This is a genomic window from Streptomyces sp. V2I9, from assembly GCF_030817475.1.
GTDB lineage: Bacteria > Actinomycetota > Actinomycetes > Streptomycetales > Streptomycetaceae > Streptomyces.
Genome location: NZ_JAUSZJ010000002.1, coordinates 3715644 through 3730262, shown reverse-complemented (window position 1 = coordinate 3730262; position 14619 = coordinate 3715644). Strand labels below are relative to the sequence as shown.

At 67.0% G+C, this 14619-nt stretch carries 16 protein-coding genes and 2 pseudogenes; 12 read left to right on the top strand and 6 right to left on the bottom strand.

The genetic code is table 11. The features are described from left to right. Positions 1 to 179 precede the first annotated feature (179 nt). Positions 180 to 539 carry a hypothetical protein gene (locus QFZ71_RS16455; RefSeq protein ID WP_307668969.1) on the top strand — a complete coding sequence of 120 codons (360 nt, stop codon included), beginning with the start codon at positions 180 to 182 and terminating at the stop codon, positions 537 to 539. A 116-nt stretch (positions 540 to 655) separates the two neighbouring features. Here QFZ71_RS16455 and QFZ71_RS16450 read toward each other — a convergent pair. Together QFZ71_RS16450 and QFZ71_RS16445 are read right to left on the bottom strand one after the other, a co-directional pair. Then, a pseudogene (locus QFZ71_RS16450) lies at positions 656 to 1363 on the bottom strand (FtsX-like permease family protein); the annotation flags it as partial. A 289-nt stretch (positions 1364 to 1652) separates the two neighbouring features. Next, positions 1653 to 1871: a hypothetical protein gene (locus QFZ71_RS16445; protein ID WP_307668968.1), complete on the bottom strand. Its 219-nt coding sequence runs from the start codon at positions 1869 to 1871 to the stop codon at positions 1653 to 1655. Between the two features lie 186 nt (positions 1872 to 2057). On the opposite strand from QFZ71_RS16445, the gene QFZ71_RS16440 reads away from it, so the two are divergent. From QFZ71_RS16440 to QFZ71_RS16430, 3 genes are read left to right on the top strand one after another with little or no spacing between them, the layout of a single operon-like run. Then, positions 2058 to 2540: a hypothetical protein gene (locus tag QFZ71_RS16440; RefSeq protein ID WP_307668967.1), complete on the top strand. Its 483-nt coding sequence runs from the start codon at positions 2058 to 2060 to the stop codon at positions 2538 to 2540. Positions 2541 to 2559: 19 nt separating this feature from the next. Continuing rightward, entirely contained in the window at positions 2560 to 4059 is a 1500-nt protein-coding gene (locus QFZ71_RS16435; RefSeq protein WP_307668966.1) for a hypothetical protein, read from the top strand. 10 nt (positions 4060 to 4069) lie between these two features. Beyond that, positions 4070 to 4699 carry a hypothetical protein gene (locus QFZ71_RS16430; protein WP_307668965.1) on the top strand — a complete coding sequence of 210 codons (630 nt, stop codon included), beginning with the start codon at positions 4070 to 4072 and terminating at the stop codon, positions 4697 to 4699. 566 nt (positions 4700 to 5265) lie between these two features. On the opposite strand, the gene QFZ71_RS16425 is transcribed toward QFZ71_RS16430, so the two are convergent. The 3 genes from QFZ71_RS16425 to QFZ71_RS16415 all read right to left on the bottom strand — a co-directional run bounded on the left by QFZ71_RS16425 (position 5266) and on the right by QFZ71_RS16415 (position 6809). Beyond that, positions 5266 to 5676, bottom strand: a complete 411-nt coding sequence (locus QFZ71_RS16425) for a hypothetical protein (protein ID WP_307668964.1) — start codon at positions 5674 to 5676, stop codon at positions 5266 to 5268. A 253-nt stretch (positions 5677 to 5929) separates the two neighbouring features. Beyond that, on the bottom strand, positions 5930 to 6400 hold the full coding sequence (locus QFZ71_RS16420; protein ID WP_307668963.1) for a hypothetical protein: 471 nt from the start codon (positions 6398 to 6400) through the stop codon (positions 5930 to 5932). A gap of 43 nt (positions 6401 to 6443) precedes the next feature. Then, positions 6444 to 6809: a helix-turn-helix transcriptional regulator gene (locus QFZ71_RS16415; protein WP_307668962.1), complete on the bottom strand. Its 366-nt coding sequence runs from the start codon at positions 6807 to 6809 to the stop codon at positions 6444 to 6446. A gap of 96 nt (positions 6810 to 6905) precedes the next feature. On the opposite strand from QFZ71_RS16415, the gene QFZ71_RS16410 reads away from it, so the two are divergent. From QFZ71_RS16410 to QFZ71_RS16380, 7 genes and pseudogenes are all read left to right on the top strand, one after another. After that, positions 6906 to 7598, top strand: coding sequence for an HAD family hydrolase (locus QFZ71_RS16410; protein ID WP_307668961.1), 693 nt, complete (start codon positions 6906 to 6908; stop codon positions 7596 to 7598). A gap of 106 nt (positions 7599 to 7704) precedes the next feature. Continuing rightward, positions 7705 to 8606: pseudogene (locus QFZ71_RS16405) on the top strand (radical SAM protein). Positions 8607 to 8667: 61 nt separating this feature from the next. Beyond that, positions 8668 to 9240 carry a hypothetical protein gene (locus QFZ71_RS16400; RefSeq protein WP_307668960.1) on the top strand — a complete coding sequence of 191 codons (573 nt, stop codon included), beginning with the start codon at positions 8668 to 8670 and terminating at the stop codon, positions 9238 to 9240. Then, positions 9158 to 9820 (top strand): bifunctional 2-polyprenyl-6-hydroxyphenol methylase/3-demethylubiquinol 3-O-methyltransferase UbiG, encoded by a 663-nt coding sequence (locus QFZ71_RS16395; protein WP_307668959.1) that lies wholly within the window; start codon positions 9158 to 9160, stop codon positions 9818 to 9820. The genes QFZ71_RS16400 and QFZ71_RS16395 overlap by 83 nt, the downstream gene beginning before the upstream one ends. Positions 9821 to 9831: 11 nt before the next feature. Next, entirely contained in the window at positions 9832 to 10419 is a 588-nt protein-coding gene (locus QFZ71_RS16390; RefSeq protein ID WP_307668958.1) for a class IV adenylate cyclase, read from the top strand. A gap of 20 nt (positions 10420 to 10439) precedes the next feature. After that, on the top strand, positions 10440 to 10574 hold the full coding sequence (locus tag QFZ71_RS16385; protein WP_307668957.1) for a hypothetical protein: 135 nt from the start codon (positions 10440 to 10442) through the stop codon (positions 10572 to 10574). Positions 10575 to 10997: 423 nt separating this feature from the next. Continuing rightward, a complete protein-coding gene (locus tag QFZ71_RS16380) occupies positions 10998 to 11411 on the top strand; it encodes an NUDIX hydrolase (RefSeq protein ID WP_307668956.1) in 414 nt (137 codons plus the stop codon). 1310 nt (positions 11412 to 12721) lie between these two features. Here the strand turns inward: QFZ71_RS16380 and QFZ71_RS16375 are convergent. Then, positions 12722 to 13801, bottom strand: coding sequence for a hypothetical protein (locus QFZ71_RS16375; protein ID WP_307668955.1), 1080 nt, complete (start codon positions 13799 to 13801; stop codon positions 12722 to 12724). Between the two features lie 371 nt (positions 13802 to 14172). Between QFZ71_RS16375 and QFZ71_RS16370 the strand changes: the two genes are divergently transcribed. Beyond that, positions 14173 to 14619: a GntR family transcriptional regulator gene (locus QFZ71_RS16370; RefSeq protein ID WP_307668954.1), complete on the top strand. Its 447-nt coding sequence runs from the start codon at positions 14173 to 14175 to the stop codon at positions 14617 to 14619.

Genomic DNA, 14619 nt, shown 5'->3' with positions numbered 1-14619 from the left:
CCCAGGATAGGAGCACCGCGTACCGGAGGGTCATGGGGCTCCCGGTCCGAGGGCGATCACGGAGAACACGGCCCCACGGGGCCCGTTCCGACCGATCGGCCGGCAGCGCCCGCCGCCCGGCCGGCCCGGAACCGGCACTGCACCGGGGCAGCCGAAGACCGGCGAATATAATCGGCCCCATGTCGAAGCCTGACGCACTGCTTGTCGACGTTGCCGCCCTGGTGGAGTCGGGGCACAGCAACCAGATGCCTCTGAGCGTGGTCGCCGGAGGCGCCGTCATCACCGGCCGGCTGGCCCCCGAAGCCGTGTGGAGGCAGCGGGTCTCGGAGGTCCTGGCGGACTCGGCCCACCTGACCGACTTCTCCACCGTGTTCACCGCCGCGAACACCGGGGAAGGACCGCCCACCCATCTGCACTTCCACGTGGCGCAGATCCTCCAGGGCACGATGGGGATCCCGGAGACGGGCGGGATGTACCGGGTGGCGATCGAGGACGTCAGCGCCTGGAGCATGGGCGACTTCAGCTACTCCGACCACTGACCCCCGCCACCACCCCCGGACGCCTCGCTCCGGGAAGTTCCCGCAGAACGCGGTGAGGGTCCGGCCGGGACACCCCGGTCGGGCCCTCACCCCAGCCCTGCCGACGGGGCGCGCCGTCACGCACGCGTGCCCGCCGGCTCGACCGGCCTGACGCGCAGCGCGAACGACGCGGGCAGCACGGAGGCCACCGTGGCGAGCAGGGCACTCGCGCCGATCACCGCGGCGACCGTGCCCCGGGGCACGACGACGCCGGACCCCGCGCCGAGCAGGCCGAGGGCGCTCCACACGCCGAGCAGGTTCACCCCGGCGATCACCGCCCCGAGCACCGCGCCGACCGCCACCACCACCAGGGCCTCCACCGCGACGAGCCGCAGCACCTGCCCCTTCGTGGCACCCGCCAGACGCAGGGACGCCAGCTCGCGGACCCGGTCCGAGGTCGCCATCATCAGCGTGTTGGCGAGCGCGATTCCCGTGTAGAGCAGCGCGATGCCGAGGATCATCCACATCCCGAGCCGGGTGTTCCCGCTGGAGCGCTGGTGGTGGACCTCGACCCACCGGTCGCCCGTCAGGAGCTGGACGCCGGTCGCCTTCGCGGCGGCTCCCAGCGCGGCGGCCGCGGTGTCCGCGCCGTCCCGCGGCAGCACGAGGTCGACCCGGTCGACGGGGGCGCCGGCGGCGTTGCGCCCGGTGAGGTAGACGCCGTTGCCGCCGGTGCCGGTGGAGAGCACCGCCGCGATACGCAGGTCGGCCTTGCGGCCGTCGCCCAGCCAGACGGACACCCGGTCGCCCACCTTCGTGGTCAGCCACTCCTCGTTGACGACGATCCGTACGACCTGGAGCCCACAACGCCGGTGCGGGGCGCCGGCTTCACGGCCCTGACCCCGTACGCCCGGGAACACGGCCACCCCGCGACCGGGGCCTACGCCATCTGACCGACCCGACCCGACGCGACACGGTGCGGCAGCGCCGAAGATGAAGCCCAAGGCAGTGTCCGGCCGGCAGGGGGCAGTCCATCCCGGAAACGCTTCGATCGAACCATTTCCAAAGCCGCCCTTGCCTAACTTGCCTGACGTCAAAGCACCCGGTCTGACCTGCGCATAGGGTCCTTTGACCCTAGATAACGATCGTCGGGCAGCGGCCGTCGTCGGCCTTGCAGACGGGGTGCCGGTCGATGCCGTTCCGGAGCTGTTCCTGCTGGTGTTCCAGGTCGGCCCAGGCGGACAGGGTGGGTGTCGGACCGTCTTCCCAGCGGCGCTCCTCCCCTGGTGCGGTGCGGTCCGGGGCTTGGTGGGGTGAGGCGGGGGTGCCGGCTGCGGAGTCGGGGGCCGGCATCGCGGCGGCGGCCTTGACGGCGGCCGGAGATCACCGCGCCGACCGTGCGGGCGATGACCTCCCGCGGCAGCGGCACCGGCCACCCCGCCGCGAAGAGCCCGGACGCCATGAGGCCCTGGTCCCGGAGCGTGTCTCCAACCCCGTTGCTAGAGTGAACCGTTGGTTTCGATCAGGGGCGGGGGACCCATGACGTTCGACGACGAGTGGGCGGCACTCAAGTCCGACGCGCGAGACAGGCAGTCGGCGCAGATGAGCCTCAACACGGCTGGGGCCCGGCCCGGTGTTCCGGCGTCCGGTGCTGATCGCGACCTGGTGGTGCACCGGGACGAGCTGGGCGCGGTCGGTAACGAGGCCTTCCGGGTCCACGGCGAGCTGCGGAAGCGTGCTGACGTGGCGGGTGCCGGTGCCGACAAGGCCGGCGCGGGGACTGCCCGGGCCGCGGCGGAGTTGCAGGGCCACAACTTCAGCGCGGGTGGCGAGTTGTACACCACGCTCGAAGTCTGGACTTCGCAGGTGAAGACAGTTCTGCAGATGTTCGCGCACATCTCCAACCACCTGGACTACTCGAAGAAGTCGCACGCCAACGACGAGGTGGAGATCGCCGCGACGCTCAGACGGCGGGACGGCTCCGCCGTGCCGGTGTCGGAGTTGCAGAAGTACGTGAAGTGATCAGGGGGAGCAGGACAGCATGGGGGCGTTCTCGTACACGGATCTAATCGAAGCCGACCTGGGCAAGCTGAGCTCGGCTGCCGATGACTGGACCTCGACGGCAGCCGGTCTGAAAAGGTTGAGAACCGAGGTCTGCAGCGGTCTCCTCCAGTTGTCCGATGGAGCCGACTGGGCTGGGCTGAATGCGACCGTCACCAAGGAGTTCGTCCGCAAGTCGGTCAAGGAGGTAGCGGATCTCCAGCTGGAGGCGCAGAGCATCGCGTCAGTCCTCCGCGACGGTCATGCCGAGCTGAAGCACGTGCAGAAGCGTGCTCGCGAGCTTTCCGCGGAAGCACGTAAGGGTGATCCTGACCGGTCGGCGGGCCCTGATCCGGGGCTGTTGGTGTCGGACGGTCCCAACGGGACCGTGAAGGTCATGGAGGCCTTCTGCGGTGTGGAGGGCACGTCCCAGCGGACCAAGGACCTGATGCAGTGGTACGCCGATACCCTCACGGGTCTGGTGGCGCACGCGGCGGAGATCGACGCCGCCGTGACCCGGGCGCTGAAGCGAAGCCACGGCGGTGATCCGCACAATGCGGGGCATGCGACGTACACCTCGCTCGACGAGGACCAGCTCCCCCGCGCCACCAAGCTCGCCTCCCTCGGGGATGATGCGAACACGGCGCAGCGGGCCGAGCTGCGGCGGCTGTGGACGTCGTTGAGCCCCCAGGCTCGTGCGGAGTTGTGGACCGGGCACAAGGGCGACCTTCTCGCGGCGGGGCTGCTCGCTCCGACGATCAAGAAGGCGGCTCCCGACCGGGGCTCCGGCCCTCACGGTGTCGAAGATCCGGGAGCCGAGGAGCGCAGGACCCGGGAGAAGATGAACCTGGTCGCCGAGGCCGCCGACTGGAAGGGCGACAACGACGCCGCGCGGCACATGGCGCATTACCTCGGGAACAGCGGGACGGACATGGATCTGCCCGTCGATAAGATGATGTCGGACGTGCCCAGCTTCAACGCGCACATCGAGGACGGCATCAGGGAGAATCAGGCGGCTTGGCGCGACGAGGCTCTCGCGGAGTTCCGGCGTAATGGCGGACAACCCGTTTCGATGCCGGTGGAGACCGGAAACCGGGACTTCAGTTTCACGCCGGATGTCGACAACAACTGGTTCTACGCAGTCGGGTCCACGCGGTCGAACGTGACCGGGGTGGTCACCGTCGTACCGGACGAGAACGGGCAGCCCAAGGTCGGTCTCGACTACCAGGCCAACGCCTGGGACCGCTACAACTGGGACGAGAGCAAAGGCGTGACCGTTCCTCTCCCGTGGGGCAGCGACATGAGCATTCCGGACGGTCAGATGGCCCGCCTCCACACCACGGGCATCGCCCAGGAGTTCGACATGGCGGGCAGCAGCTCCGTCAAACACTACGATCTGGGCGGCCCCGCCCCGAACGAGGGTTCTCTGCCGCAGCCGGACCAGCCGGGCCGCGAGGGCGACCGGACGGATCCGGGTCGTGAGCAGCAGGAAGCGCGATAGAGGATCACTGATGGACACCTTCCCCCGAACCGCTGCCAGCGCGCAGCCTGTGCGGCGCCGTCGTGTGCCGGTCGTAGTCGTCGTCGTTGCGGTGCTGCTCGCCTGCGTCGCCACCGCGATCGGTGTGGTGTCCTGGGTCGCCGACGACGTGTCGTCGGACCTGACGGACCAGGAAATGACGTGTTGCTGGGAAGAAGGAGCCACGCCCGCCTGGATGAGCGACCAGCTCGGTATCCGTATTCCGGAGGGGGCCTCGGACCGGCGGTCGGGCTACAAGAGCGGCCAGCGTTACGACACCGGTCTGCTGGCCTTCGTCCTGCCGAGCGAGGACGCGGAGCGGTATACGGGCCGACTCATCCGGAGCGGCACCGAGATGATCGGGAACTTGCACCCCGAGAAGAAGGGCTACCGGCCCGCCGCCGCCTTCGGTCACCTCGGACTACCCGAACCCGAGACGGTTACCCAGGGCCTGCGAAAGGCCAGCCTGTGCCCGGACGACCTGACGTCCCCGGAGGGCAAATACCTCCAGCGCTGCGTCGACATCTTCGCCCACGAGTTCACACCCGGCACCACCCGTATCTACGTCCGGTCGACCATCGAACCGTCCATCACACCTCCCCCCGCGAGCAAGGCTCCGTAGCCGGCAGCGAGGGCATCGCAGAAGCGGCGGAACCCCTGCTTCGTACCACTGTCACCGCCAGGAGAACGGGCACGGCCAGGGCGACAACATGAGCGCTGCGGGCCGAGTTGAAGCGGGTGCGGCTGGTGCCGGCGATCCGGGCGCACTCGGGGTGGCGCGGAGCGCCGGCCGCCTGGCCGGGCGGTTCCGCCGTGGGGAGCGGAGCGGACCCGGCGGGGAGGGTGACGGGGTCGAGAGCCCGGAGCGCGCGGCCCGGGGAGCGGAGCGGACCGGCGGCCCCGGCATCCTCGAGCGTGAGAGCGCGGAGCGCTCGGTCCGGGGAGCGCAGCGGATCACCCCTGCACGCGGCACCCCGTCGACCCCCGCCCCCACCCCACCCGTGATGAAACGGGCCGTCAGGCCCGCTGCGCCCCCGGGCCGTCAGGCTCTCGCCCCGTCGTGCCTCGCTGCGCCCCGCTCAGCCACGATCCCGCTGCGCCTGACAAACCCCCTTAACCGCACCACTGGGAGAGCGGACGCTCGGTGCGCAAATCGGAGTGCCGACGGGCCAGATTCGCAGGATGAGATCACTGCCGCCGCTTGCGTCGGCGGGCCGACGCAGACGTGCTGCCTTCGTGCTGGGACTCGTGCCAGCGCAGCCGCTCCCGCCGAAGACGCCGCCGCAGTCTTTCTCGCCGGATTCGCTTGCCGCACGCGCTGCCTGCGACCAGGAGCAGCAGCAACGCCAGCAGGGCGGCCATGACCGCCTGAGCCGTGCAGGCTCGAGGCAGATCAGTCCAGGACAAGCCGTAGGCGATCGCTGCCGTACATGCCGAGCCCGTGCTCAGCACCAGCACCTGCCGGCCCGTCGGATCAGACACCGACTGCCCTTTGGCGGCCCACTGCTTGAGGCCTTCCACGAACCAGAAGCCGACCAACCCCAGCGCTCCGAGCGCTGACAGCAGCACGGCCAAGCCCAGGTCCACAAGGAATGCCATGTTCGCCATGCTCTGGCAGACGACCAGCAGTCCGTCAGAGTACGGCTACTCAGATACGCGGCTTGCACGGCTGGCTGCGTAGGTCGTCTCCAAGAACGGTTGTCTGCGGCTTCCAGGAACGCTTCCCCATCACCGGCGTCCACAATGTCGGCGAGAACATGGAGTGCCGCCCGCCACGGGAGCGCACGAGTTGCAGGGCTTATGAGACGGGCACGGCCGGACGGCCAGGACTTGGGCGTTGGGTCGCCCTCGATCAGCGATGGTTGGGGGTCAGCAGCGTGGCGGCTGCGGCGATGAAGGCGACGGATGCTTCCTTGGCCGCATGCCGCCGGGCGTCCAGCTCGGTCCGGTCGATGACCTTGCGAAGCGCGTATGTGGCATCTGCAGCCTGCTGGGCGGGGCCGGCCAGCGCGGGCACCAGGACCTGAAGGCGGATGTGGGGCGCGGTGATAGCCGCCCGGGTGTCGTGGGACCTCGGCTGGGCCTCCAGCTGGTGCTCGGTGCCTGCCTCGGTCAGGGCCAGACGTTCCCGATGGAACATCGCCGAGCGGTGCGCGTCCAAGGCGGCCGCGAAGTCGGTGACGGCGCCGAGCTGGTCCTGGCGGTGGCTTTCGGTGCGCTCCTCAGCGCGTGCAGTGCGTGCCGAACGGTGCTGGAGGAGTCCGGCGGTCAGGGCACCAGCGAGGGTACCGAGTACGGCAACGATCGAAGGCCATATGGACATCAGGCAGTGGGTCCTCTCGGGCCGTCGGTTTCCGTGGTGAGGGTCAGCGGACAGCAAGGCGCACGGCGGCGCTGAAGGTGCCGGAGAAGACGAGGACGCCGATCTCGTGCCGCGCTTCTCGCAGTAGTGCGAGCCATACGTCCCGGGGCACGCTGGCTCGGTTCTGGTAGGTGCCGACCAGCTCGGTGCCTAACCCGTCCTTCGGCCGACCGGGACGCTTGGACGGCTCGGGCCAGAGAAAGGTCTCTTCGACGCGCAGGTGTCGCGCGACGCGGAAGCGGTGCCGTGCATGGGGAATCCGTCCGCCCAGCCATCGGCTGACCGTCTTGGGATCCACCTCGCAGATCTCGGCGAGTGCATCGGGCGAGACGCCGCGTTGGCCGAGCACGGTGCGCAGTCGGTTGTTCACAGCAGCCATCGAATCGGCACGGCGCGTGATCGCGCAAGGACGTTTCGGGACGCAGTCCGCTGTAGTGGAACCTCGCGGACTGCCTACTCTGGCGGCATGGAGCTCTTCGTCCTGTGGGACATCGACCACACCCTCATCGAGAACGCGGGGGTCAGCAAGGAGATCTACGCCGCTGCCTTTCGTGCCCTCTCAGGTCGGGAGCCCACGGAGCCCGCGCGCACTGAGGGGCGTACGGACCGACTGATCATGCGCGACATGTTCGTCCGCGAAGGGCTACCCGTGCCCGACTGGCCCTTCGTCGAGACGGCGCTCGCCCAGGCAGGGGAGGCGCGCCTGGAGGAGCTGCGCAGGCGTGGGACCGCCCTGCCCGGTGTGCACGACGCCCTGAAAGCCGCCTCGGCTCAGACCGGTTGGATCTCCTCCGTACTCACCGGCAACATCGCCGCCAACGCCCGTGTGAAGCTTGCCGCGTTCGGCCTCGACTCCCTGCTTGATCTACCGGTCGGCGCCTACGGAGCGGACGCCGAACTCCGCCCCCACCTGGTCGCTGTCGCCCGCGAGCGCGCACAGCGGCTTCATGGTGTTGCGGCTGACATCCCCACCGTCCTCGTGGGGGACACCCCTCGTGACGTGGAGGCGGCTCGGACCACAGGCTCCGGCATCCTCGCCGTCGCCTCCGGCATCCACCCCCAGGAGGAACTGACCGGCGCCGGAGCCGTCGAAGTCCTGCCCGACCTGTCGGACACGAAGCGTGTCCTCGGCATCCTGGAGTCCTTCGCAGGTCACTGAAAACGTCCCAGGACGTCCTTGGGACCGTCCCCGAACGCGGTGTCGAGGTCCCCGAGCAGAAGGCCACTATCAGGCTCCCACCAGGCAACCAGCCGAAGGAGCCGACGTGATCGAGGAAGTCACCGGGATCAAGAAGATCCGCATGCTGTACCTGCAGCTGCTCTACCGCTGCAACTTCACGTGCCTGCACTGCTTCCACGGCAAGCGGCTTCAATACGCCGACGCCTTCACCGTCGACGAAGCTGCCGATCTCCTCACCCTGATGCGGGACGAGTACGGCACCGAGGCCGTGACCCTGCTCGGCGGAGAGCCCTTCGTCCACCGGGACCTCGCGCAGGTCGTCCGCCATGCCAAGGAGGAATTGGGCCTGCGGGTCGAGATCTGCACCAACGGGTACCGGATCGAGCGCCGTCTGACCGAGATCGCTCCTCCCTGGACCTGCTCAGGGTTTCTCTGGAGGGCGTCGGGTCGACCAACGACGGCATCCGAAAGCAGGGCAGCTACCAGAGCGCCCTGAGCACGCTCGGTCTGGCTCGGGATCTCGGCGTTCCGACCGGCGCGACCATGACCGTCACCTCGCGGAACATCGCCGAAGTCCTGCCCCTCGGACACGCCTTGGCGGAACTCGGGGTCCGGCAGCTCAAACTCCACCACCTGCGGCCGGTCGGCAACGCCGCCGACCATCCCGAGCTGCTGGTCACCTCCCCTTCCGCCTACGGCCGGCTCCGGGCCGAGCTGGCGTAAGCCGATCTGCCTTTGGAGGTGATCGTCGACGAGGACCTCTCCGAGGACGGTGCTCCGCAGGTGTGCGCCCCCTCCGATGGTCCTCGCGAAATCGACCGCATCGAGGTCGACCCGCGCGGTGCGCTGACCATGTCCTGCAAGGCCGTGGGCAAGGACGCGCACGCCTTCTGGTACGAGAAGGCGGCAGGACACATCGTCCACCAGCCCTCGTCCGTCGACGAGCTCACCCTCGCGGTACCGGACGTGGTGTACGGCCGTGCCTGATCACCCGCGCTTCGAGAGCCTGGAGGGATTACGCGGCACCGGCAAATCCACCCTGGCGCCCATGCTCGCCGCCGCCCGACAGGCCGTCCTCGTCGCTACCGTCCCGCTGCCCTACCAGCCGCTCAGACAGGCGCTGGACGAACGGACGAATGTAGAGGCACGGATGTGCTTCTACCTCTCGGGCCTGTTCACCGCGGCCGAGGAGATCCAGCACCACCTCGACGCCGGCGTCCCTGTCGTCGTCGAGAGCTACTTCGCCCGGTGCCTCACCAACCACCGGGCCCTGGGGGCACAACTCGGTATCACCCTGCCGAGCTGGCTGCCGACACCCGCTACCTACCACCTCGTCTGCGACGACGACGAGAGACAACGTCGACTCGCTGGGCGGAACAAGCCGGTGTCGCGGTGGGACTCACTGATCGAGACCGTTGCGGACCGAGTGACGGACGCCTACGCCTCGTTCCCGATGCATCGCGTCGACACCACCGGACGCAGCCCCGACGAGGTCCTCCGAGTGATCATGGATACCGAGACGCAAGGAGCGCACCCCCATGCAGACTCAGAGCCTGTGGGAGCACACCCTCACGTTCTTTCCGCAGTTCCTCGCCACGCTGCGGGAACGTGTCGCCCCTGACGCCACCGTCGCGGTGGTCGGCGCGAGCGACGGCAAGTTCGTCCTGCCCCTCGCCGCCGCCGGCTACCGCGTCGTCGCCGTCGAACGTGACGCGGTCGCCCTCCACGGGGGCGGCGTCCACCTCCCGGGTGACAGCCAGGCCCACGCGTTGGGCCTGATCGATCGACTGAAGCTCGAAGAACTCCACGAACGCGTCGAGGTCGTTGAGGACGACTTCCTGGACGGCGAGCCCCTGGGCCTGCAGTGCGACGCGGTCTGGACGAGCTGCTCGTGGCACTACAGTGCCAACCACCACCGCCCGCTCGGCGAGTTCGTCGACCGCATGCAGCGCCTGGTCCGCCCGGGCGGCGTGTTCGGCGCGGAGTTCATGATGCCCGTCGAAAGACGCCACCACATGATCGAGCACTACACCTCCCCGGAACGCCTTCACCCCCACTTCATCGGCGACTGGGAGGTCCTGCTCACCCTGCGTACCACCGAGTTCACCGAGCGGCCCCACGTCGGCCAACTGCACGACCACACCCACCGCATGGGCCTGCTGCTCGCGGCCCGGACGTCCACCCTCACCGACCACTTCTGAGAGAAGGCCCCATGAAGCACGAGTACGAGGCGAAGTTCCTGGCCGTGGACGTCGCCGCCCTCCAGAACAAGCTGAGCGCCCTCGGTGCCGTCCAGGCGTTCCCCCGCACGCTCCTCACCCGCAAGATCTTCGAGAACGACTCTCTCGACGGCGGGGCCTGGATTCGGCTGCGGGACGAGGGCACCCGCTCGACGCTCACGCTCAAGCAGGTCACCGACGCCACGACGATCGACGGCACCAAGGAGATCGAGACCGAGGTCACCGACCTGCACGCCATGGCCGACATCCTGCGCCGGGTCGGCCTCACCGAGGTCCGGTACCAGGAGAACTTCCGCGAGGAATGGCGTCTGGGCGAGGTCGCCTTCGACTTCGACACCTGGCCCGATCTCCCCACCTTCCTGGAGAACGAAGGACCCGACGAGGCATCGGTGCGCCAAGCCGCCGCCCTGCTGGACCTCGACTACTCCGAGGCCCGGTTCGGCAGCGTCGACGAGATCTACACGAGCGAGTCCAGCCGCGACATCCTCGCCGAGCCCACGCTCCTGTTCTCCGAAACCGAGAAGCAGAAGGACTCTTCTCCTGCGACTCAGGACCGTTGATCACGGAGGGAGGACGAGGGATGCTGGCGGAAGTCGCCCTACAGCACAGGGTGATCCCCGCGATCGCCGAGTTCGCCCGAGGAGGACTGCCCTCACCGGCGGCCACCGACGACGGCAACGAGTGGGTCGACGGACTCTGCTGGCTCTACTGCTGACAGCGGTGGACGCACGTGCTGTGGATCGGCCCCGCCAGAGTCGCCGGGGCCCAAGCCCCGATGTACGCGTGCGGCGCCTGCATCAGCGAGCTGCAGGAACGGGTCTGGCAATCCTTCTTCAACGAGAGCCGCCCGGCCGGCTCCACCCGGCCGAGCGAATCCGCCGAGGTGGGGCAGTCGACCTCCGGCAGGAGAACGGGCAAGCATCGGGGCGAGAGCAGGCTCTTCCGCCGTAGTTGAGCCCCCGCCCCGGTCACGCTGGCGCCCGCTGTCCCCCGCAGCGAGAGCCCGTGGCCGGGGCGGGTCCTTGGCGTGCGCGCCTTCGGCGGAAGCCCCGAGACGAACGGTCTGACAACGCAGCGACCGTTTCACATCCACCGATACGGTCTTCCCACCCATCCTGGGCCTCTTGGAGGAGCAGTCGTGACGCAGCAGACCACGGACGAGCGGCCGGGCATCGCCGCCGCCATCGTCGTTCACGAGGGCCGTGTGCTCATGGTCCGCCGCCGGGGGAGCGAGGGGCAGCTCTCCTGGCAGTTCCCCGCCGGGGAGGTCGAGCCCGGCGAGGAACGTGAGGCCGCCGCCGTACGGGAGACCCGGGAAGAGACAGGGCTGACCGTGGAGGCGGTCAAGCTGCTCGGCGAGCGCGTTCACCCCAAGACGGGCCGCCTCATGTCCTACACCGCCTGCCAGATCCTGGGCGGCACAGCTCACGTCGCCGATACCGAGGAGCTGGCCGGGCTTGCCTGGGTATCCCATGGCGACATCCCGGAGTACGTCCCGTACGGGCTGTTCGAGCCGGTACAGAAATACCTGGACGTGGCCCTGAACTCCTGAGGGCTGATACAAGCCTGCGGAACTTCGAGGCTAGCTGAGATCGAACAGCGCTCGCTCCAACTCGCGCCACCCCGGCTTCGGTGCCGCAACGGGCCGTACGACAGCAAGAAGTCGTCCGTCGAGACACACGTCGAACCGTCCTTCCGACCGTGCCACTCTCTCGGATCGCCACCTGCCGGGGCGGCCTCTCCTCAAGCACTCCCATCATGACCTCGTACTCCGCGGGCCCCAAGGCATCAGCTCGTGCCCATCGGCCCTTTACTGAAATTCCTGCGAGAGTGGCCTCCTGCTCAGGTTCGGGGGCGGTTCGGTAGAGCCTGCTCATCACTTCCTCTGCGGTTTCCTGCGGAGGCTGCCTGAGTTCACGGGCCAAGAATGCAAGTGTTTCGAGTCCCGTGATCTCCTCGCTTACGACATCCTTGACCACCGCTCCCGCCGGGGGCTGCTGCTTCGTTGGAGCCGCTGGGGACTGCTGCTTCGTCGGGGGAACGTCGGTTCCGGAGGCTGCGTGCGATTCTGAATCGCCCCAGCAGAAAGGTTGCTCCTGGCTGCCCCCGTCTTCCGTGCCTGCCCAGTCGGTCAGGACTGCGTCTACCGATTCGCTGGCTTCGGGGATGAAGATGTCCACAGCCACGCCCGCCGGACTGACGTAGACCCAGCTCATGAACCTCCAGCGGAAGGCCGAGGCCGAAAAGGCCACCCGCCGCAAGCCCACAAAGTAGGTCCCGAGCAGCACCGCTCACGCACCGCTCACGCAGGCAACGTCACAGCACCCGGCCGTGTGACCCGCCATGCCCCGAGCAACAGAAAACCCCAGGTCACGGTTGATGTGACCTGGGGTTCTTCTGAGCCGCCTTCGGGATTCGAACCCGAGACCTACGCATTACGAGTTGTCCGATCTTGTTCCACGGGCGTCCGTCAGCATCCGCCAGAATGACGAACCGCCTGGCCAGGTAGACGCCCAGCCCTAAGCAGACGAGGACGGACTCCTGCGGACGTGGCACACATCGAGACCGAGACTGAGACCGCTTCGTCCCGAAGCAGCTTCGAAGCGGATGTTGCCTTGGGAGGGCGTACCGCCCACCTCCGCCCATGCCCACAGACGGCCCACACTCGTGATGCCGCCCGAGCCTCACTCCGTCCGCGCGCGGACGCGAAATTTCGCCAAGCCAGCTTCTGCAATCATGACTGATCATCGGCCAAGAAATTCAGCGGTCTGCACGCCTTATTCCCACAAGTCGCCACGCCTCGCATAAAGATTGAGCGAAAACCCCCGGAGGCGCATCAGCATGCCTCTTTGCGGTGCAGGGCTACCCCCACCAGCTCCTGAAGGCAGCGGTCAAGAAAGCGCCGACGATGACACCCACGAGAGAAAATGTTACCGTCGTAAATCGCTGCAATTCCTGACTGTGGCGCCCTTCCAGCACCGTCAGGATCTTCTCCGAGCTTTCGATCTCTTCGATATAATCCTCGCCCATCGTCTTCTCTAGATGGCCTTTTAGGTAAGTCTCGTCATCGCCTGGATAAAGCCTCTCAAGGTCATCCACGTTGTCACGCTTGTGGTGAATAATTTCGAGCCGCGCGGACACTGCATCCAACTGCACGGATTGCAAACTGTGACGCATCGTCAGATTCCGAGAAATGTAGGCACGAAATCCGCGAAGCTTGAATGTTTTCACCAAATCTTGCGACTTCCTCGACAGATTCTCTGCCGCACCAAGTCGCACATTCCTCAGCATCGTAAATCGATAGAAATAGGAAAACTGCTCCTGAATTGAGGAGTATAGCGCCCACAGGGAATCTAGAGAGTCAGAGAAATAAGTAACCTGATCGTAGGAAAGGGTCTTTTCGACCTCCACCCTAAAACCTTCACCCGCAGGCCGACCCTCGTCTCCCACCCTGAGGAAGAAATCAGCATGAAATGGACTAGGCCCCAGAGTGAGCAAGTCGGCCGGGGAATTGCGTTTCTTGAGTTCATCGCGAAGGAATTCCCGAACTACCACTAGCGCCATGGATGGATTAGCGACATCCCCTGGGGCATCGACACATTCGATGAAGGTAACGGGATGCACGTAGTCGAACAGAGTCGTCACCCGGAAAGTCTCTACCTCATCCGACTCCAGGAGTTTCATGGCCTGCAATCGCATTGGAATCTTAACTTCGAAAGCAATTACGCCAGATTCAGGTATATGCACCTCCTTTTTCTCGGGATCATCATACCCATCTCCGGTCCAACAGAAGTTGAGATCAGAAACGTCAAGTATCCTGAAATTTTGCACCGACGGTATCGCATCAAAGGCATCCTTCGTCTGCTTGGTCCAGCTAGCAGGGTCATCGGCGTCGATAACGCTGGGAACCATGCAACCCACTCCGAAGAAACGTGCACTCATCTCTACCACCCTTCACTCATTCCGGCAGGATTAGCCTAGCGTCGGAAGGGTGTGCGCGTCAGGCGTTGAGGGATAACGCTTGGGTCGGGGGAGCCACTTTGGGGCGAGTGATCATGGTCCCTTAGGATTCCGGCGAGTCGGGCAGTGTGGACCTGACCGTTAAAGCGCGACCTTAGGCCAGGATCTTAGAGGCTCGCCCAAAGCGGCTGCCTTAAAGCAGTGGAGTCGACCGCCCCAGCCACAGAGGATGTTTCCTGACCCCATGCACGCAGCGGGCACCCGGGCCCGGTCTCCTGAGCGGTCATGACGGGATGTCGGGCGGTCGTGGGAGGCTTGGCTGGGAGCGAGAGAGTGAGCCGAGGGGAGCCCAAGTGACAGAGGCCAGTCCGCGCGGAACTTACCTGGTCATCGCGGAGGCGCTGCGGCAGGAGATTGAGGGCGGCCGCCACAGGAGCGGTTTGCCGTCCGAGGCGGACCTCATGCGTGAGCACGGGGTAGCGCGGAACACGATCCGTCGAGCACTCAAGACGCTGGAAGCTGAAGGCGTGCTGGAATCTGCGCCGGGCATCGGCTGGCGCGTGTTCCAGGGCGGTGACCGCCGCTCGCTCGTTGAACGGATGGTGGCGGTGATCGAAGAAGACTCGCTGGCCGTCGGGGACGCGTATCCGTCGGAGGCGAGGCTCTGCGAGCGATTCGGCGTATCGCGTACGGCTGTCCGCCGAGGGCTCGCACACATGGAAGGGACGGGCCTGCTCGCCACCGTTCACGGCAAGGGGCGCACAGTGCGCGCTCTCCCGAGTCCTACCGTAGGGCCGTAA